This window comes from Novilysobacter viscosus (genome assembly GCF_046600715.1).
Taxonomy (GTDB): domain Bacteria; phylum Pseudomonadota; class Gammaproteobacteria; order Xanthomonadales; family Xanthomonadaceae; genus Lysobacter_C; species Lysobacter_C viscosus.
On the sequence record NZ_JBJMAV010000002.1, the window covers coordinates 212,881 to 231,969 of the forward strand.

General features: G+C 70.8%; 18 protein-coding genes. 11 read left to right on the top strand and 7 right to left on the bottom strand.

The genetic code is table 11. The annotated features are described in order from the left end of the window. Positions 1-3: 3 nt before the first annotated feature. Positions 4-525 carry a DUF4426 domain-containing protein gene (locus ACJQWL_RS04665; RefSeq protein WP_330967486.1) on the top strand — a complete coding sequence of 174 codons (522 nt, stop codon included), beginning with the start codon at positions 4-6 and terminating at the stop codon, positions 523-525. A gap of 18 nt (positions 526-543) precedes the next feature. Here the strand turns inward: ACJQWL_RS04665 and ACJQWL_RS04670 are convergent, their stop codons facing one another. Genes ACJQWL_RS04670 through pdxH form a run of 4 tightly spaced genes read right to left on the bottom strand, consistent with a single transcriptional unit; the run spans position 544 to position 3,426 of the window. Further along, positions 544-1,503, bottom strand: a complete 960-nt coding sequence (locus ACJQWL_RS04670) for a PA2778 family cysteine peptidase (RefSeq protein ID WP_330967485.1) — start codon at positions 1,501-1,503, stop codon at positions 544-546. Positions 1,504-1,562: 59 nt separating this feature from the next. Beyond that, a complete protein-coding gene (locus ACJQWL_RS04675; RefSeq protein WP_330967484.1) occupies positions 1,563-1,937 on the bottom strand; it encodes a PA2779 family protein in 375 nt (124 codons plus the stop codon). 53 nt (positions 1,938-1,990) lie between these two features. Next, the gene (locus ACJQWL_RS04680; RefSeq protein WP_411300767.1) at positions 1,991-2,809 is read right to left on the bottom strand and encodes a cobalamin-binding protein; all 819 of its coding nucleotides are present in this window, start codon (positions 2,807-2,809) and stop codon (positions 1,991-1,993) included. A gap of 2 nt (positions 2,810-2,811) precedes the next feature. Continuing rightward, a complete protein-coding gene (pdxH, locus tag ACJQWL_RS04685) occupies positions 2,812-3,426 on the bottom strand; it encodes a pyridoxamine 5'-phosphate oxidase (RefSeq protein WP_330967483.1) in 615 nt (204 codons plus the stop codon). A 17-nt stretch (positions 3,427-3,443) separates the two neighbouring features. On the opposite strand from pdxH, the gene ACJQWL_RS04690 reads away from it, so the two are divergent. Next, complete coding sequence (locus ACJQWL_RS04690; protein WP_330967482.1) at positions 3,444-4,250, top strand: kinase; 807 nt, start codon at positions 3,444-3,446, stop codon at positions 4,248-4,250. Positions 4,251-4,302: 52 nt separating this feature from the next. Here the strand turns inward: ACJQWL_RS04690 and ACJQWL_RS04695 are convergent, their stop codons facing one another. Then, positions 4,303-4,506, bottom strand: coding sequence for a dodecin family protein (locus tag ACJQWL_RS04695; protein WP_330967481.1), 204 nt, complete (start codon positions 4,504-4,506; stop codon positions 4,303-4,305). Positions 4,507-4,637: 131 nt separating this feature from the next. Between ACJQWL_RS04695 and ACJQWL_RS04700 the strand changes: the two genes are divergently transcribed. From ACJQWL_RS04700 to hemE, 4 genes are all read left to right on the top strand, one after another. Next, positions 4,638-5,198 carry a shikimate kinase gene (locus ACJQWL_RS04700; protein ID WP_330967480.1) on the top strand — a complete coding sequence of 187 codons (561 nt, stop codon included), beginning with the start codon at positions 4,638-4,640 and terminating at the stop codon, positions 5,196-5,198. Positions 5,199-5,212: 14 nt separating this feature from the next. Continuing rightward, a complete protein-coding gene (gene aroB / locus ACJQWL_RS04705) occupies positions 5,213-6,319 on the top strand; it encodes a 3-dehydroquinate synthase (RefSeq protein WP_411300768.1) in 1,107 nt (368 codons plus the stop codon). 243 nt (positions 6,320-6,562) lie between these two features. Beyond that, on the top strand, positions 6,563-6,817 hold the full coding sequence (locus ACJQWL_RS04710) for a WGR domain-containing protein (RefSeq protein WP_330967479.1): 255 nt from the start codon (positions 6,563-6,565) through the stop codon (positions 6,815-6,817). Positions 6,818-6,947: 130 nt separating this feature from the next. Continuing rightward, complete coding sequence (hemE, locus tag ACJQWL_RS04715) at positions 6,948-8,018, top strand: uroporphyrinogen decarboxylase (protein ID WP_330967478.1); 1,071 nt, start codon at positions 6,948-6,950, stop codon at positions 8,016-8,018. Positions 8,019-8,105: 87 nt separating this feature from the next. On the opposite strand, the gene ACJQWL_RS04720 is transcribed toward hemE, so the two are convergent. Continuing rightward, the gene (locus ACJQWL_RS04720; protein WP_330967477.1) at positions 8,106-11,708 is read right to left on the bottom strand and encodes a hybrid sensor histidine kinase/response regulator; all 3,603 of its coding nucleotides are present in this window, start codon (positions 11,706-11,708) and stop codon (positions 8,106-8,108) included. A gap of 188 nt (positions 11,709-11,896) precedes the next feature. Between ACJQWL_RS04720 and ACJQWL_RS04725 the strand changes: the two genes are divergently transcribed. From ACJQWL_RS04725 to ACJQWL_RS04735, 3 genes are read left to right on the top strand one after another with little or no spacing between them, the layout of a single operon-like run. Continuing rightward, positions 11,897-12,643, top strand: coding sequence for a YceI family protein (locus ACJQWL_RS04725; protein ID WP_330967476.1), 747 nt, complete (start codon positions 11,897-11,899; stop codon positions 12,641-12,643). Beyond that, positions 12,640-13,200: a cytochrome b gene (locus ACJQWL_RS04730; protein ID WP_330967475.1), complete on the top strand. Its 561-nt coding sequence runs from the start codon at positions 12,640-12,642 to the stop codon at positions 13,198-13,200. The genes ACJQWL_RS04725 and ACJQWL_RS04730 overlap by 4 nt, the downstream gene beginning before the upstream one ends. 13 nt (positions 13,201-13,213) lie before the next feature. Then, entirely contained in the window at positions 13,214-13,801 is a 588-nt protein-coding gene (locus ACJQWL_RS04735) for a YceI family protein (protein ID WP_330967474.1), read from the top strand. A gap of 201 nt (positions 13,802-14,002) precedes the next feature. Here ACJQWL_RS04735 and ACJQWL_RS04740 read toward each other — a convergent pair whose 3' ends face one another. After that, complete coding sequence (locus tag ACJQWL_RS04740; RefSeq protein ID WP_330967637.1) at positions 14,003-14,224, bottom strand: glutaredoxin family protein; 222 nt, start codon at positions 14,222-14,224, stop codon at positions 14,003-14,005. A 155-nt stretch (positions 14,225-14,379) separates the two neighbouring features. On the opposite strand from ACJQWL_RS04740, the gene ACJQWL_RS04745 reads away from it, so the two are divergent. Further along, entirely contained in the window at positions 14,380-15,762 is a 1,383-nt protein-coding gene (locus ACJQWL_RS04745; RefSeq protein WP_330967473.1) for an L-serine ammonia-lyase, read from the top strand. Positions 15,763-15,928: 166 nt separating this feature from the next. Beyond that, positions 15,929-19,078 (top strand): diguanylate cyclase domain-containing protein, encoded by a 3,150-nt coding sequence (locus ACJQWL_RS04750; RefSeq protein WP_330967472.1) that lies wholly within the window; start codon positions 15,929-15,931, stop codon positions 19,076-19,078. Positions 19,079-19,089: the final 11 nt, after the last annotated feature.

Genomic DNA, 19,089 nt, shown 5'->3' on the forward strand with positions numbered 1-19,089 from the left:
CCCATGCACGACACCCGTCCCTCCCTGCACAGATTGCGCGCCGCCCACTGGCTCCCGGTGGTCCTGCTGCCGGCGTTGCTGGCCGCCACGGCATGCGGCCGTGAACCGTCGGCGATGGTCGACAGCGCCTCCCCCGCGGGCACTGCCATGCAGGAGGCCACGGTCCGCTCCGGCGACGTGACGATTCGCGCCAGCGTCGTGCCCACCAGCGCCATTTCAGAACAGGTGGCCCGCCAGTACGGCATCGAGCGCGACCCGGCCAACGTGCTGCTGCTGGTAGGCGTGCGCCAGGGTCCGGAGATGCAGGAAACCGCGCTGCCGGCACGCATCACCGCCACCGCCACCGACCTGCGCGGCGTGGTGCAGCCGTTGGATCTGCGTGAAGTGCGCAGCGGCGGGTTGATCGACTACGCCGGCGTGGCCCGGGTGTCGCCACCGGACACATTGCGCTTCGACCTGGTGATCCAGCGCGAAAGCGGGGCCACAAGCACGATGCAGTTCACCCGCGACATCTTCCCGCGCTGAGAGCCAGCGAAAGTCGGCCTACTCGAGTGATGCGCAGGCCGGATGCGGCGCGCGTGCGCCCGCGCGCTCCAGCTCATCCCGGGTCTCGGCCAGGCGTTCGCGCCAGGCGCTGTCGGCATCCAGTGCCGCCTCCACGGCCTGCAGGCGCGCGCGCGCCTGGCTGAGGCACCCCAGTTCCCCCAGGACGCTGGCCTGGTTGTTGCCCAGGACCACGTCGGTCGGCGCGTGTGCCAGCCCGGCCTGGAAATGGCGCGCAGCGTCCACGCGATCACCGGCCGCGTAGGCCTGGTTGCCCATCGCAAGGTGGGCACGCGGCTCGGTCGGCCAACGTTGAAGTGCGGCGACATAGGCCGGTCGCGCGGCTTGCGCACCGGCGACCGCCTCGAAATCCGCGACGGCGGCCAGGTAGGCGGCGGGCTCGGCCCGCGCGGGCAGTTGCCCGGGCCGCAGGCTTACCAGACCCCAACGCCCGGCCCAGTCCCAGGTCCGCAGGAACCGCGGCGCCGGCATCTCCAGGCCCTGTTCGGTCCCGCTGTTGAGCACCAGTGTATTGGCGTCGCGATCGGTGCCGGTGACCACCGCGTAATGCCAGCGCGGGAACGTGCGCACCAGCAGGTTCTGCAGTACCAGCACCGGCCGCCCCTCGCCCAGTTCCGCCAGCAACGCGTCGGTGGTGGGCTGGATCACGAACGGGATGCGACCGGCGCGCCGGGTCGCGCCGACCAGTTCAAGCTGGAGGCTTCCTTGGCGCCCCGGCAGGTAGACCTGCGGCGCCAGTGCTTCGGGACCGGTTTCCACGCCACTTGCACCCAGGATCGTCGCCAGCGCAGCGGGACCGCACTGGTACTCGGTCTGTGGGTGGAACGGGATATCCGGGAGGACGCCGTCGGGCACGGCGACCGCGTCGCGTGGCGGCGCCTGCAACGTCCACGCCGGGTTGACCGAGCACCCCGTGGCAGCCAGTACGAACGCCGCCACGAGGGCGGCGCAAGGAAAAAACCCCGGACCTGCGGCCCGGGGTTGCAACGGATGCGGCATCAGACGCGATTGAAGATGTTGGTGACGCCGACCAGCTCAAGGATCAGCAGCACCACGAACACCACGCCGATCACCGCCAGTGCGCTGCCGCCGGCGGGCATGCGGTCCAGCTCGCCCTGCAGTTGCATCAATTCGGCATCGCTGAGCGACGCAACGCGGGCGTCGGCGTCGGCCGGGTCCACGCCCAGGTGCTGCATCGCCTTGCGAACTTCATCGCGGGCCAGCGAATCGCGCACGCGGGTTTCGGTGGCATCGCGCATCTCGGCAGAAAGTGCCTGCTGGGTGCTGATGACGGCGGCTGAAGCGGTACCGGCCACGCCCTGGAACACGAAGGCAACGATCAACAGCGGCATTACGATGAGCTTGCGGAACATGGTGGTCTCCAGTCGTCGGGGTGCAGGCGATATGCCATACCCGGCGTGAAGGGCTACTCCACGTTTCGGGACGGAGAGGCCGCGGCCCTCCCCTTCCAACGCTGCACGATGTCGGCGATGGCCTGCACGCCATCGGTCAGTGCCGCAGGACCGGGCTGCAGGATGAGGGGCGACTTCACCTCGTGCAGTTCGCCGTCGCGCACCGCCGGGATCGCATCCCAGCCGGGCCGTGCCGCCACCCGGTCCGGGCGGAACTTCTTGCCGCACCATGAGCCGATGATGATGTCGGGCGCACGTCGTACCACCTCGTCGGCATCGGCCAGGATGCGCGCCTTCGCAAGCGGCTCGACCGAGCGCTCGGGGAAGATGTCCTCGCCACCGGCGATGCGCACCAGTTCGGCGACCCACTGGATCCCGGTGATGGGTGGCTCGTCCCACTCCTCGAAATACACCCGCGGCCGCTGCGGCACCACGGCCGCCTGCGCGGCAATGGCGTCGAGCCCACGGCGGAGCTCGTCGGCATACGCTGCTGCACGCTCGCCCGCCCCCACCAGTGCGCCCAGCCGGCGGATGTAGTCGAGGATGCCGTCGACGCTGCGGTGGTTGCTGATCCACACCTCCACGCCGCGGCGGATCAGCTCGGCGGCGATGTCGGCCTGGATGTCGGAGAAACCGACCACGAAGTCCGGTTGCAGGTCCAGGATCCGCTCGATCTTCGCGCTGGTGAACGCACTGACCTTGGGCTTCTCGCGGCGCGCACGGGTCGGACGAACGGTAAAGCCGCTGATGCCGACGATGCGGTCCTGCTCGCCCAGTGCGTACAGGGTTTCGGTGGGCTCCTCGGTCAGGCAGACGATGCGCCGCGGGCCCACCATCACGGGTACAGCATCCGCACCGACCACTCACCCGCGGCGTCGGCTTCGTACAGGTGGCGCTCGTGCAGGCGGAACTGCGCGCCGTACCAGAACTCGATGTGCCCGGGCCTGACCCGCAACCCCGTCCAACGATGCGGGCGTGGAATGTCGCGGCCCTCGAACTCATGCTCGACCTGCTCGATGCGCTCGGCGAAGCGCGACACCGGGGCCAGGGTTTCGGATTGCTTGGATGCCCAGGCACCCACCTGGCTGCCGCGCGGACGCGTGGCGAAGTAGGCGTCGGCCTCTTCGTCGGACACGATCTCCACCGCGCCCTCGATCCGCACCTGCACGCCGTCGCGCACGCGTGGCCAATGGAACAACAGCGCCGCATGCGGGTTGGCCTGCAGCTCGCGGCCCTTGCGACCGTCCAGGTGGGTGTAGAAAACGAAGCCCCGCGCATCATGGGCCTTGAGCAGGACGGTGCGGGCCGATGGCCGGGCGTCCAGCGCGGCGGTCGCCAGCACCATCGCGGTGGGATCCGGCTCACCGGAGGTACCGGCCTCCGCAAAGAGGCGGTCGAAGGTGGCCAGGGCCTCGGTAAGCAGCGGGGGCGGTGCCGGGATCGTCTTCATCGCCCTATTGTGTGCGCATGGCCGCGCCACCGCACCTGCCCGCCCCCGATTACCCCGGATCGTTCGTCGAACGCGTCGATACCTGGATGCAGGCATCGGGCCGACAGGTGACTGCCATTGCCGGACTGCAGGGGACCGGGAAATCAACACTCGCCGCGCAGTTGGAACGCCGTGCAACCGGTCGGGGCGAGCGCCTGGCGGTGCTGTCGATCGACGACTTCTACCTGGGCCGGCGCGAGCGGTTGAAGTTGGGCCGCGAGGTGCACCCACTGCTGGCCACGCGCGGGCCACCAGGCACCCACGACGTGACGCTGGCATGCGAGGTGATCGATGCCCTGGTCGCCGGACACACGGTGCGCCTGCCCCGGTTCGACAAGATCGCCGACCGCCGGCTACCGCCCTCGCGCTGGCCTCGGATCGCTGCCGATCGCGTCCTCCTGGAAGGCTGGTTCCTGAAAGTACCCGCGCAGTCGCCCGACCAGTTGGCCGAGCCGGTGAACGCGCTGGAGCGCACGGAAGACCCCGACGGCACGTGGCGTACCTGGTGCAACCGCGCACTTGCCGAGGACTACCCGGCGCTGTGGCGGCGCCTGCCTTGGCTGCTGTTCCTGCGCGGCCCGGGATTCGAGACCGTGCCGGCGTGGCGCTGGCAGCAGGAGCAGAGCCTGCAGGCGGCCAACCCGCGGCGCGCAACGATGTCGCGCCCGCAGGTGGATCGTTTCGTACGGTTGTTCGAGCGGGTCAGCCGACACGCACTGGCGACGCTTCCGACCATCGCGCAGCACACGGTGCGGCTGGATGCGTTGCGGCGCCCGCTGGACTGAGCGGCCGCCAGCGCTTTGCCGCGCGGCCACTCGCCCAGGATCGTCGGACCGGTTACTCGACGACGAATGTCACCCGCAGATTGACGCGCCATTCGGTCACGCTGCCGTCGGCGGAGGTGACGACCTTGGTCTCGCTGATCCACGCACCCTGGATGTTCTTCACCGATTCGGCGCACTTCTTGAGGCCGGTCTTCACCGCATCCTCCACGCTCACCTTGGATGAGGCGGTAAGTTCGATCACCTTTGCAACTGCCATGACGGTCTCCTGCTGATGGGGGGCACTCCGCTACTCGCGGCACGCCCGGGAGCGCCACCCTAGGCGCCCGCACGTTAAGCGCATGCAGTCGTGGCCGCTGGCCGGCGCCGCCCTGCGATTAGAATCGCGGCATGAATCCGGCGTCCAACCTGATCCTCGTAGGCCCCATGGGTGCGGGCAAGTCCTGCATCGGCCGGCGCCTGGCCGAGCGATTCGGCATGCGGCTGGTCGACGCCGACCAGGAGGTCGAACGCCGCACCGGCGCACCGATCCCGACGATCTTCCAATGCGAGGGCGAATCCGGCTTCCGCGCCCGCGAGCGCACCACGCTGGCCGAGCTGCTGGAGCAGGACGGCATCGTGCTGGCGACCGGCGGCGGCGCGGTGCTGGATCCGCAGACGCGCGAACGGCTGCGCACCCGCGGCTTCGTGGTGCACCTGCACCTGGCGCCGTTGCAACAGCTGCAGCGGCTGGCACGGGACCGCACCCGCCCGCTGCTGGCGCGGCCCGATCGCGAAGCGGTATTGAACGAGCTGGCCGAGCTGCGTGATCCGCTGTATGCCGAGGTTGCAGACCTTCGCTATGACACCGGCCGGCTGACCGCCGCGGCTGCCACCGACCACCTGGCAGACCTGCTGGATACGCGGTGGCAACGCACGCACGCGCCAGCGGGCAGCGGAGTATCGACGTGAACACACCGCTGGACTTGACGCCACCGCTGGAGGTGGACGTCGGTGGCGCGGCCCCCTACCGCATCGCCATCGGTGCCGGCCTGCTCGACCAGGGCCCTCGCCTGGCTGCCCCCGTGCGCGGCCGCCACGCGCTGATCGTCAGCGACAGCCATGTGGCACCGCTGTATGCCGAACGGCTGGAAACCGCATTGCTCGCGGCGCGGCCCGGCATCGCCATCGCCCGCTTCGTCATGCCGGCCGGCGAGCACGAGAAGACCCTCGCGAACTTTGGCCAATGCCTCGAGCACCTGGGCCGACTCGGCGCCACCCGCGATGCGTGCGTGTTCGCGCTGGGCGGGGGCGTGGTCGGCGACCTGGCCGGCTTCGCGGCGGCGTGCTGGATGCGCGGCATCGACATCGTGCAGGTCCCCACGACGCTGCTGGCCATGGTGGACTCCTCGGTCGGCGGAAAGACCGCGGTCGACCTGCCGGCGGGCAAGAACCTGGTGGGTGCGTTCCACCCGCCCCGCGCGGTGGTTGCCGACACCGCGACGCTGGCGACACTGCCCGACCGCGAACTGCGCGCCGGCCTGGCCGAGGTGGCCAAGTACGGGGCGATCCTCGACGCCGGCTTCCTTGCCTGGCTGGAGGCCAACACGGGCGCGCTGCTGTCACGCGACGACCACGCACTGGCGGGCGCGATCGCCCGCTCGTGCCGTTACAAGGCCGCCGTGGTGGAACGCGACCCGTTCGAGCGCGGCGATCGTGCGCTGCTCAACTTCGGCCATACCTTTGGCCACGCGATCGAGGCCGAGCAGGGCTACTCGGGCAGTGGCGCGGGCCTGAACCACGGCGAGGCGGTTTCGGTCGGGATGGTACTGGCCGCGCGGCTGTCGGCCCGGCTCGGCCTGGCCCCGGATGCGGACGCCGATCGACTGCAGCGCCTGCTGGCGGCCCTGGACCTGCCCGTCGACGTTCCCGCCGGCCTGTCGCCCGACGCCCTGCTGGCGCGCATGCGCCTGGACAAGAAGGCCGCGGCTGACGGGTTGCGCTTCGTCCTGTGGGACGGCGCCGGCCGCGCGCGGGTGGTGGCGGGCGTCGACGAGGCCGAAGTGTTGGACGTGCTGGCGCAGCGCAGCTAACCGCACCTTCGCAGGAGGGACGTCAGCCGCGACCCAACGCCGCCATCGGCGAGCCTGTAGGAGCGACGCCAGTCGCGACCCACCTTCCCCCGCGGCGACGGATCGCGACTGACGTCGCTCCTACAACACGTCCCCTTGGGAGCGGGGAGACCGCGATCGCGGCTGAAGCCACTCTCCCGGGGAGGAACCCGGCAACGGTCGGCGCGACGCCCGTCTGCCCCCAGCCGCTACAATCCCCGCCCCATGCGACTGCTCATGCAACAACGGCCCGATGGCCCCGAGGCGCCGCGCTTCGTGCAACTGATGCTGCAACCCGACCTGCTGGGCGGGTGGACGCTGGTGCGCGAGTCCGGCCTGATGGGAGGACGCAGCCAATTGCGGCGCGAGCAGTTCCTGGACCGCGAAAGCGCGTTCGCCGCGCTCGAGCAGGCGCGCGATGCACAGCTCAAGCGCGGGTTCCAGCTGATGTTCACGCAGGGCGAACCCGGGCGTTCGTGACCGGCGCCGTCGACGGGCCACCCGCGACCGTGCCGTCCGGCCATGGATGGCCTGCACCGCCTGTTCCAATTTGGATCTGTCTCGCCAGCGACGGCTGCCACGCACTTCCGTAACCCCACCCGGACACCCGATGAGCCACCTCAAGAACGACCGCTTCCTCCGCGCGCTGCGCCGTGAACCCGTCGACCGCACGCCGGTATGGCTGATGCGCCAGGCCGGGCGTTACCTGCCCGAGTACCGCGCCACCCGCAAGCAGGCCGGCAGCTTCATGGGCCTGGCCACCAACCCGGAGCTGGCGTGCGAGGTCACCCTGCAGCCGCTGCGCCGCTACCCGCTGGACGCGGCGATCCTGTTCTCCGACATCCTGACCGTGCCCGATGCGATGGGGCTTGGGCTGTATTTCGTCGAAGGCGAAGGGCCGAAATTCAAGAACCCGGTGCGCTCGGCCGAGGACATCGCCCGCCTGGCGGTACCCGACATGGACCGGGAGTTGCGCTACGTGATGGACGCGGTGCGAACCATCCGCCGCGAGCTGGCGGGTGCGGTGCCGCTGATCGGATTTTCCGGCAGCCCGTGGACGCTGGCCTGCTACATGGTCGAGGGCAGCGGCAGCAAGGATTTCGCGCGGGTGAAGTCGCTCGCGCTCAACGACCCGGCGGCCATGCACCGGTTGCTGGAGGTGACCACCGACGCGGTGATCGCCTACCTCGATGCGCAGCGCCAGGCCGGCGCACAGGCGATGCAGGTATTCGACACCTGGGGCGGCGTACTGTCGCCGTCGATGTACCGCGAGTTCTCGCTGCGCTACATGCAGCGCATCGCGCGCGAGCTGCCCCGCGGCGAGGGTGACGACGCCGCGCCGCTGATCCTGTTCGGCAAGGGCAACGGCGCCTATGTCGATGAGCTCGCCGCCACCGGTGCACAGGGCGTGGGCGTGGACTGGACGATCGACCTGGGCGAGGCGGCACGACGCGCCGGCGGGCGCGTCGCGATCCAGGGGAACCTTGACCCGGTCACGCTGTACGCGCGGCCCGAGGCGATCCGCCACGAAGTGGGGCGCGCACTGGACAGCTACCGCGAAGGCAATGGCGGTTCATTGGACGGGCACGTGTTCAACCTCGGCCACGGCATGTCGCCGGACATGGACCCCGACAGCGTCGCCGTGCTGGTCGACGCCGTCCACGAACTCAGCGCGCGCTGATCCAGCGCCAGGGCGACGGCACGCGCCTCGCATCCCGACAGGCGCCGCGGGCAAACCCGGCAAGCGCGGGCACGCATGCGGGCTCCGTCATTCGCCTGCGACCGCGGGGCGCGGCGTGGATCGTGGCGTTGCCGCGTCCCCTCCCGCCACCGACGCAACGGCCTCGCGCAGCATCGCGCCGCTCACCGGCTTGCGGATGAAGCCGTTGAACCCGGCCGCACGCGCCTGCGGCTCGGCATCGGCATCGGCGCGCGCGGTGATCGCCAGCAGCGGACCCGTGTAGCCGTGCATGCGCAGCTGGCGCGCCAGTGCCAGCCCGTCCATGCCGGGCAGGTCCAGATCCAGCAAGGCCAGTTGCGGCGTCGCGCGTGTGGCCTCCACCAGCGCTGCCAGGCCATGCGCCACATGCCGCACCCGGTGGCCCTGGGCCTGCAAGAGGCCGAGCAGGACCTCGGCGACAGTCACGTCGTCCTCCACCAGCAGGATGTCGCGCCCGCCCGCAGGGCACGCTGGCGCGACGGCCTCCACCTCGGGCATCACCGCCTTGGGCAGCGGCAGTTCGACGATGAACCGGCTGCCGTGGCCGGGCTCGCTCTCGGCCTGGATACCACCCCCCATCGCCGCGGCGAGCTCCCGGCTGATGGCAAGGCCCAGACCACTACCCCCATGCCGGCCGTAGGCCGCTTCGCCGCCTGCCTGCGAGAAACGCTTGAACAGTCGTGCCAGCTGGTCCGGACCCAGGCCGGGGCCCGTGTCGGTCACGATGAAACGCACCCCGCCCGCCACCGCCCCCACGCGCAGGGCAACCTCGCCCCGCTCGGTGAACTTGATTGCATTGCCCAACAGGTTGAGCAGGATCTGGCAGATCCGCTTGGGATCCCCTGTCACTGCTTGCGGGACGTCGCCGTCCAGCTCCATGCGCAGCGCCAGCCCGCGACCGCTTGCCAGCGGCGCCATCAGCGAATGCGCCTCGCGCACCAGCGCATGAAGGTCGAACGGCCGGCATTCCAGCGGCGTGCACCCGGCCTCGATGCGCGCAAGGTCCAGTGCGTCGTTGACCAGCCGCAACAGGTGCTCGCCGGCCTGGCGGATCGACTGCACCCGGGCCGTCTGGCTCGCATCCAACGGCGAGTCCAGCAGCAGCTCGCTCATGCCCAGCACCCCGGTCATCGGCGTGCGCACCTCGTGCCCGAAGTTCGCCAGGAACCGGCTCTTGGCCTCCGAGGCGCGTTGGGCCACCCGCCGCTCCTCCTGTGCCGTCGCCCATGCCCGCCGCCGACGCCTGCGCTGCTGGCGTGCGCGCCAGGCGGCGCCGACGGCCAATGCCACCAGCATCAGCGCCGCCGCCATCGCCCAATGGCTGCGCCACCACGGCGGCAGGATGCGGAACCGCACCGATCGGGTTTGCGAGCGATTGCCCAGCGCGTCCACCCCTCGCGCATGCAGGGTGTACTGGCCCGGACCGAGCCCCGCCAGCACGCGTTCGGCACTTCGACCCTGCGTGAGCCAGGCGGCGTCATAGCCGTCCAGGCGTGACTCGTAGCGGTTTCCCGCGGGCGCTTCGAATGCGAGCAGGCGCAGTTGCACGCGCAGCTCGCGGGTGTCCGCCGGCAGCGTGTGGATCCCGCCGGCCGATGGTGGGACCACCGACTGCCATCCGCCGGCGTGGCGTACGTCCACCGCCTGCACGCGCAGCGGCGGAACGCGCGGCGCGGGATCGGGCTGGGAGGTATCCACGAGTACGACCGCCCCATCCGCGGTGGCCGCGAGCAACCGGCCGTGGCTGTCCAGCGCAAGCGCGCGTTTCACGAATTCCTGGCTGGGCAGGCCGTCGTCAAGCCCGAAGTGGCGCACCCGGCGTTGCAGCGGGTCCCATCGGTAGAGCCCGCGAAGGGTGGCCAGCCAGACGCGGCCCCGGCCATCGACGCGCAACCCGGACCCTTCCACCGCAGGAATGCCGCCATCCACGCCGATGCGGTGCGTGCGCCGCCATCCGGCGCCGCCCGGCTCGAAGCGCTCCATCCCGCGCAGATGCTGCAGCCACACCGCGCCGCGTGCGTCGAAGTCGAACGCGAACACGCGATCGCCGGCGGGGAGGCCTTCGTCGCGAACGAAGCGGCCAAGTGCCGGGTCCCAGCGACCCAGCCCGCGCGCGTCCGCCAGCCACAGCCGGCCGGCAGGGTCGAACGCGATGGCTTCGACATCGCTGGCGCCCAGGCCATGGCTGCCAGCGGGCAAAGTGCGCAGCACCCGACCGGTGTCGTCGCGCTGCTGCAGGCCCGCGCCAGCGAACGCAGCCCACAGGGTGCCGTCCGGGGCCGAGGCGAGCTGGGTCAGGGCACCGTCCAACGGGGCGTCCGCCGCGCCCAGCCGCCAACGGCGCACGCGGCCCGATACCGGATCCAGCCGGGTCAGGCCGGACCGCTGCCCCATCCATAGGCGCCCGCGTGCGTCCAGCGCAGCCGACATGGGCTGCACGCCCTCCAGGGCCTTTCGCGTCCGCGCGTCCAACGGCTCTACCCGTCCATCGCCTTGCAACCGGTCAATGCCCCCGCCGTACCCGACCAGCCATGCACCGTCGCTGGTGGGGACGATGGCGCGGTACAGGGTGTCCGACAGCGCGCCCCCGCCCGCCGTGTAGTGGGCCAGCCTGCCCCATCCCGCGCGCAGGTAGCCCAGGCCACTGCCGGCTACCGGCACCCACAGCCCGCCGCCCGGCTGGGCCAGCAGCTGGAACACGGGGCGTACCGGGCCGTGGGTATCCAGCGGAACCGGTCCGGGCACCCCGCGCGCGGGGCGGCGCCACAGCTGCCGAGCCGCCGCGATCCATAGGCCGCCTTCGCCATCGCCCACCACGTCGAACACGCCGTTGGGCGTGGCGAACATCGGCGACCACGCCGGCGTGTGCCAGCGTCCCGCGGCGTCGCGGCGGAACACGCCGGTGGCGGCGCCGACCCACACCCCGTCGTCCACGGCGCTGACCGAATACACCACCGCTGCGGTCGAGGGACCCGGCAGCGGGACCCGTTCAAAGTCCCGGCCGGTCCAGTACGCCAGGCCGCGCGTGGTCCCGACCCAGAGCCGGCCACCCGCATCGGGCTCCAGCGCCAGCACCGTGGCCGCCGGGAGGCTGCGCGCATCCCCGTCGCGCGGCATGTGGCGGGTCATGCGCCCGCCATCGGAGAGGCGGTGCAGCCCGCCGTCGTAGGTTCCGAACCACAACGCTCCGCCATGCCCGGCAAGTGCCCAGACCTCGTCACTGCCCATCACCGCATGCGTCCCGCGCCGGTGGTGCGAAAAGCCCTGCCGGTCGCGGTCGAGCACGCTCAGTCCGCGGCCTTCGATCGCCACCCAGACCCGGTCGTGCGTGTCGACGTGGACGGCGGTGACGTAGTTGCCGGGCAGTGATCCGGGGATTTCCGGATCGTGGCGCCAGGTGCGCACCTCGACGCCGTCGTAGCGTGCCAGGCCGTCGCTGGTGGCCAGCCACAGGTAGCCCTCGCGGTCGCGTGCCAGGCCGTTGACGTTGCTGGAGGGCAGGCCGTCGGCGACGCCCAGGATGCGCGGACGCGGCGCATCCGGGCCGGCGGCACGGGCCAGCATGGCTGCCAGCAGCAGGACGATGAAGAGTGGCGAGCGCCACGCGCGCACCCGCCAGCCGCCGGGGTTCGGGGAAAGATTGCTTCGCATGCCACCCGCTCCATAGGTGTGTGGCGCGGCGGTGCCGCGCGCAGCGGCGTCCTGCCGGTGCGGTGCGATAGCCTCCCGGATCGGGCCGCCGCGTGCAACCGGGACACGCAGCGTTGCACCGCCCTGCACGGTTCATCGTCGCCGCGGGAGTATCGTGGGCTGGCCGCCCCGACCCCGCTGGAGACCCGATGCGTCCAGTCCGCCGTCCCGTTCCCCTCCTCGTGCTTGCCGCCCTGGCTGCGTCATCGGCCGGCGCTGGTGAGCTGGAGGCCTACGCGATCGACCCCGTGCATACGCGCGTGATGTTCGCGGTGGGGCACGCGGGGTTCTCCGACGCACTGGGCACGGTGTCGGGCAGCACCGGCGCGTTGCTGTTCGACCCCGATGACTGGGGGCGGACGCGGCTGGACGTGCGGGTGCCCATGGCCGCGATCGACCTGGGCGACGATGCCTGGAACCGCGCGACCCTGGCGCGCAACCTGCTTGATGCCGAGCGCCACCCCGAGGCCCGCTTCGTATCCAGCGAAGTCACCGCCGTCGATGCCGACAGCGCCCGTGCCTGTGGCGAGCTCACCCTGCGAGGGGTGGCGCGACCCCTGTGCATGGACGTGACCCTCAACGCGCTCAAGCGCCATCCGCTGCCACCCTTCCGGCGCACCGCGGGGTTTTCGGCGACGGCCACGCTCAGCCGCGCCGACTACGGCATCAACGCGTGGACGTCGGTGATCGGCGATGAAGTGCAGCTGCGCATCGAGGCCGAAGCCACGCGCGATGACGACGCGCTGTCGGTCTTCGGGCCGGAGCCCGCCCCGTCGCGCCCCGGCCTGCCCCCGCACGGCGACGGCGAGGGCGACGACGGGGCTGATGGCGAGGGTGGCGACGAAGGCCCGGACGCCTCCCACACCCCGCCCGATCCCGGGATGCGTACGCAGTGACCCTCAGGAATACAGACGAGCGTTGGAGTTGGCCCAGCCAATGGTTGCACTGGTCCGTCGTGGTGCTTGTCGTCGGGCTGGCCACGGCCGGGCTGCTGATGACGGAGATGCCCAACACGCCGCGCAAGATCGAGATCTACGCGCTGCACAAGTCATTCGGCTTGACGGTGCTGGTGCTGGCGGCGATCCGGCTGGCATGGCGACTCTATGCAGGAACGCCCGCACCGGTGCCCGGCTCTCCGCGCTGGCAGGAACGCATCGCGTCGCTGACGCATGCCCTGCTGTACGCCGTGCTGTTCGCCATGCCGCTGACAGGATGGCTGTTCAATTCCGCGGCCGGCTATCCGCTGCAGTTCTTCGGCCTGTTCAACCTGCCGGCGCTTGCCGGCAGCGACGAGGCGTTGCGCGAGGCCGCCCTTTCGCTGCACAAGGCCGGCTTCTGGGTGCTGCTGTCGCTGGTAGTGCTCCATGCAGGTGCCGCCTTCTACCATCACCTGTTCCTGGGAGACGCGACCCTGCGGCGGATGCTGCCGGGGCGTCGCCCGCCGCAGGCCTGACCCGGAGCCCCCCATGACATCGTCGTCCCCGACATCATCGCGCCCCGCCCGCGCGCAGGCCTTCGCCCTGTCCGCACTGGCGCTGCTCGCCGCGCCGCTGGCGCATGCCGCCGACTACGTGCAGGCGCCCGGCTCGGTGCTGACCTTCGCCACCGAGTACCAGGGCGAAGTCTTCGTCGGTCGATTCGCCTCGTTCGACACGCGCATCAGCTTCGATCCCGCACGTCCGCAGGACGGCTCGCTGGACGTCACCATCGCCCTGGCGGGCGCGGATACCGACAACACCGAGCGCGACGAGACATTGCAGGGCGCGGACTTCTTCAACGTCGCCCGCTTCCCGCAAGCGCGCTACAGCGCACGCGGGTTCCGCAAGCTGGACGCGAACCGCTATGCCGCCGACGGCACGCTGCAGCTGCGCGGGGTCGGCAAGCCGGTGACCTTCACCTTCGAATGGACGCCGGGCGCCCGCCCGGTGCTGGCAGGCAGGGCCACCGTGTCGCGGCTGGCGCACGACGTGGGTGGCGGCGACTGGGCCGATACCGGGTTGCTGCCCGACGCGGTTGCCATCAGCACGCGGGTCAACCTGCAGCCGGCGAAGTAACCAATACCCCGCCCAATGCAGGAGCGGCTTCAGCCGCGATGCTCCTTCCGCGTTGCTCCCCCGTCTTGTTCCCAACGCACCCCGGCCCCGCTGGTAGGAGCGACGTAAGTCGCGACCGCGCAGCCCTCCGGGACGGGAGGTGCTCGCGACTCACGTCGCTCCCACGATGAAGCGGAACTCCGCAGACATCGTGCAGGTCGTTCAGCCCCCGAGAAACCCCCGCAGCCGCGCCTCGTCGAACGGCCAGTCCAGTTCCGCGCCCCGCCCTGCATCGCGCAACACCGGCACCCGAAGGCCGTAGCGGTCTTCCAGCACCGCGTCGTCATCGATGAACACGCTTTCGAACTCCGGCGCGCGAGCGGCCGCCAGCACCTCCAGCGCGAGGTCGCACAGGTGGCAGTCATCACGCTGGAACAGCACCAGGCCGGGCGCTTCAGCGAGTTCGGGATCGGTCACGGAGCGCGGTCCACGATGCGTGTGCGTACGGCGGGGCGGCCGGCACGGGCGCGTAGAATAGCGGCCGTTGCGGCCGACCGGCCGTGCACCCCCACCGCATCAGGGCGTACCCGGAGCACCGCGTGGCCGTCAGCGTTTTCGACCTGTACAAGATCGGCCTGGGGCCGAGTTCCTCGCACACCGTGGGTCCGATGCGCGCGGCGGCGCGCTTCGTCGAGCGCTGGCTGGTCGACAACGGCGACCTTGAACGCACCGCCCGCGTGCGCGCCGAGGTGTTCGGTTCGCTCGCCCTGACCGGGCGTGGACACGGTACCGACAAGGCGGTGCTGATGGGGCTGGAGGGCCATTGGCCCAACGAGATCGACCCGGAGATCATCCCCGATGCGCTGGCGCGCATCCGCGGCGAGAAGCACATCCGGCTGCAGGGCCGGCACCGGATCGGGTTCGACGAAAAACACGACCTGATCATGAACAAGCGCCAGAAGCTGCCGTTCCACACCAACGGCATGCGCTTCACCGCCTACGACGCGGCCGGCGAGGTCATTGCCACGCGCGACTACTACTCCGTCGGCGGTGGTTTCGTGGTCAACCAGGACGAGGCCGCCGAGGACCGGATCGTCGCCGATACCACGGCGGTGCCCTACCCGTTCGCTTCGGGCGACGAGCTGATCGCGCGGGCCAACGACAACGGCATCACCATCGCCCAGCTGATGTACGCCAACGAGCAGGTCTGGCGCAGCCGCGAGGCAATCGACGCGGGACTTGACGAGATCTGGGCGGCGATGAAGTCGGCCGTGGATCGCGGCACCCGCTCGCCGGGCACCCTGCCCGGTGGCCTGCACGTCACCCGTCGTGCACCGCTCCTGCTGGCCGAGCTGGAGGCGCGGCCGGAGGCGGCGGTGGAAGACCCGCTGACGATGCTCGACTGGGTCAACCTGTTCGCGCTGGCAGTGAACGAGGAGAACGCCGCAGGCGGCCGCGTGGTGACCGCGCCCACCAACGGCGCCGCCGGGATCATCCCGTCGGTGCTGCACTACTACGACCGTTTCGTACCCGGCTCCAACCTGCAGGGCGTGCGCGACTTCCTGATGACCGCCGCCGCCGTGGGCATCCTCTACAAGGAAAACGCCTCGATCTCCGGCGCCGAGGTCGGCTGCCAGGGCGAGGTCGGGGTGGCCTGTTCGATGGCCGCCGCGGGCCTGACCGCCGCCATCGGCGGAAGTCCGTCGCGGGTGGAGAACGCGGCGGAGATCGGCATGGAACACAATCTCGGCCTGACCTGCGACCCCATCGGCGGGCTGGTGCAGATCCCGTGCATCGAGCGCAACGCAATGGGTGCGGTGAAGGCGATCAACGCCAGCCGCATGGCCATGCGCGGCGACGGCAAGCACAAGGTGTCGCTGGACAAGGTCATCAAGACCATGCGCGACACCGGCAACGACATGAAGGACAAGTACAAGGAAACCAGCCGCGGCGGGCTGGCGGTCAACGTCATCGAGTGCTGAGGGCGACCTGCCGTTGACGGCGGCGGGACGCCGACAGGACCATGCTCGCCGGGCCGGCACGCGTCCGGCGCCGGCGGAGCCCCGCGTCACTGATCGTGGTCACTGATCGTGACGGCCGGGGCACGGTTCTTGCCTCACCCGGTTGAAGCCCTGCCCGGAGCCCGATGTGTCACTCGTCCGAACCCTCTGCCTGCTCGCCTCGCTCGCCACCCTGCTGGTGTGGAGCCCGCCGGTAGCTGCGCTGCAGCCGGACAAGACCTTCCACCACTATGTGCGCAGCACGTGGTCGATCGAAGAAGGCCTGCCCCAGATCAGCGCGGTTGCGATCGCCCAGGGCGGGCGCGGTTACATCTGGGTCGGCACCCAGGCAGGCCTGGCGCGCTTCGACGGCGTGAAGTTCCAGGCCTTCACGCCCGAGAACGAGCCCGAGCTGCCCGGCATCTGGATCCGCTCCCTGCACTCAGGCCGGGACGGTCGGATCTGGATCGGCAGCTACAAGGGCCTGGCGGTCCATGACGGTCGCGATTTCCGAGCGGTCCCCGCGGCCGATGCCACGCAATGGCCGCAACTGGACATCAACGCGGTGGCCGAGGACGCCACGGGCACGATCTGGGTCGCGACCAACGCCGGTGTGTTCGAGGTTCGCGACCACGTGCTGCACCCCCTGGCCGGCAGCCCTGCCCCGGCATTGTCACTGGCGTGGTCGGAGGGTCGCTGGGCGGTTGGCGGGCACGGTGCGGTGTATTTCCCCGCCGACGGCCAGTGGCGGCGCGAACGGCTGCCGGCCGCCGCCAGCGACGCCCCCGTCAATCGATTGGCGCATGCCCATGGGCGCCTCTGGGCGGCCACCGCGGTGGGCCTGTTCGTGGATCGGGACGGCACGTTTGGCAGCCCGGTCGGTGATCCCACCCCCGATAATGCCGCCGCCCACGCGGTAGCCGGCTTCCAGGAAGCGTCGGTGCCGCAGCTCAACGGCGTGCCCGTTGACCTGTTGCTCGCCGACAGCGACGGCAACCTGTGGGCCGGTGGCGATGCGGGACTGGCCCGGATCCGTGCCGATGGCCCCACCGAGTTCGTCCCCGCGTCCGGACCCGGCGGCGTCGCCGGTGTGCGCACGGGCCTGGAAGACCGCGAGGGCAATCTTTGGCTGGGCAGCCAGTGGGAGGGACTGATCCGCCTGCGCGATGGCTGGACCCGGCGTTATGGCACGGCCGAAGGCCTGCCCGGGCCGATCGTGTGGTCGGTGGCGGCCGACCCCGATGGCAGCCGCATCTGGGTGGGCCAGAACGATGGCGTCAGCGTGCTCGAGGACGGCCGGTTCCTGCCGGTCGCCAGCGGCGAGGCGCTGCCGCACCCGCAGGGCTACAACCTGCTGGCCGAGCGCGACCGGCTCTGGATCGGGACCCGGCGTGGCGTGGCCTTCATCGACCATGGTGGGCCTGCCGCCGGACAGGTGAGGCAACCGGACTGGGCCGGCACGGTGGCGGAATTGCAGATCAACGGGCTGGTTCGCGACCGCGAGGGGCACCTGTGGATCGCCACCAGCGACGGCCTGTTCGAGCACGACGGCACGGCGCTGAAGCGGTGGGGCGAGGAAGACGGCCTCGAGGACCCCCGCGTCCGCTTCGTGTATGTCGATGGCCCGCGCGCCCTGCTGGTCGGCAGCCAGTCGGGCGTGTTCGAGTTCGACGGCACCCGCTTCACCCGCAAGAGCGGCCTGACCGACGGCCTGGACATCACCGCGATCAAGCGCATGGCCGATGGCCGGCTGGTCGTTGGGGCCCTTTCGGAGGCCGTGTACTTCGAGCATGAGGGCCACTGGCAACGGCTGTCTGCCGAGGAGGGCATGCCGGCCAACTCCCCCTTCGCCCTGATGGAGCATGCCGGATACCTGTGGGTGGCGGGCATCCGCGGCATCGTGCGGGTTCCCGTGGAAGACCTGGCGGCGCTTGCCGAGCGGCGCATCCCGCGCGTGCGCGGGCAGATGCTGCTCAACGAGCGCGGTGACCCGATGAGCGGGCAGCAGGGCTACTGCTGCAATGGCGCCGGCACCTCGAAGGGTTTCCTGCGTGGCGACACCCTGTGGCTGCCCACGCGCGATGGCGTGGTCGCGTTCGACACCCAGGCGATCCGGCCCAACACCGTGCCCCCTTCGGTGGAAATCGAACGGGTGATGGCCGACGGTGACTGGTGGCCCGCGCACCTGCTGGCCAACGCCGAGCTTCCGGTGACCGCGCGCGACATCACGTTCGAATTCACCGTGCTGAGTTTCCAGGACCCGCGCAGCAACACCGTCGAGTACCGGCTGGAAGGCTACGACCGCGACTGGCAGACCGCGCCACTGGCCAATCGCAGCGCGCGCTACACCAACCTTCCGCCGGGCGACTACGTGTTCGAGGTCCGCGGCCTCAACAACACCGGCACTGCCAGCCAGGCGCCGGCACGGCTGTCGTTCTCGATCGAACCGAAAGTCTACGAGACGCGCGCGTTCGCCATCGCCGTGGCCTTGTTGGCGCTGGCGCTGTTGGGGCTGGGCGTGCACCACCTGCAGGGCCGCCACCGTCGCCAGCGCCGGGCGCTGGAGGAAGTGGTCCAGCAGCGCACCGAGGCGCTGGCCGCGGCCAACGAACGCCTGCGCGAGGCCAGCCAGACCGACCCGCTGACCGGCCTGCGCAACCGCCGTTACATGGCCAGCCAGATTCCGGCCGACCTGGCGTACTACGACCGCCAGATCCGCCAGGGCCCGGACCAGGGCAAGGTCATGGTGTTCGCGCTGGTCGACATCGACCACTTCAAGGCCGTCAACGACACCCACGGCCACCGCGCCGGTGACCTGGTGCTGCAACAGTTCGCGGGCATCCTGCGCGCGCTGGTCCGCAGCGGCGATTACGTGGTGCGCTGGGGCGGTGAGGAATTCCTGCTGGTGTTCCGCCCGATGCCCGCCTCGCACGTGCCGCAACTTGGCGAGCGCCTGCGCGCGGCGGTGGCCGAGCATACGTTCGACCTGGGCAACGGCCAGAGCCAGCAACTGACCTGCTCGGTCGGCCTGGCCGAATACCCGCTGTTCGTCGGGCGGCGCGGGGTCGGCAGCTGGGAGACCCTGGTGGAGATGGCCGACCAGGCGCTGTATTTCGTCAAGACCCGCGGCCGCGACGGCTGGGCCGCGTTCCGCCCGACCGACACCACGCCCGAAGAGGACCTCCTGCAGGCCCTGCAGGCGGGCCCGGAGGTGCTGCTGGCCGAGGGCAGGCTGGCCCTGGTGGGGTCGCCTGCGGTGGTGGGCAATGCCGCCACCCCGACCCCCGCCGAGGGCTGAGTCCTGCCCGT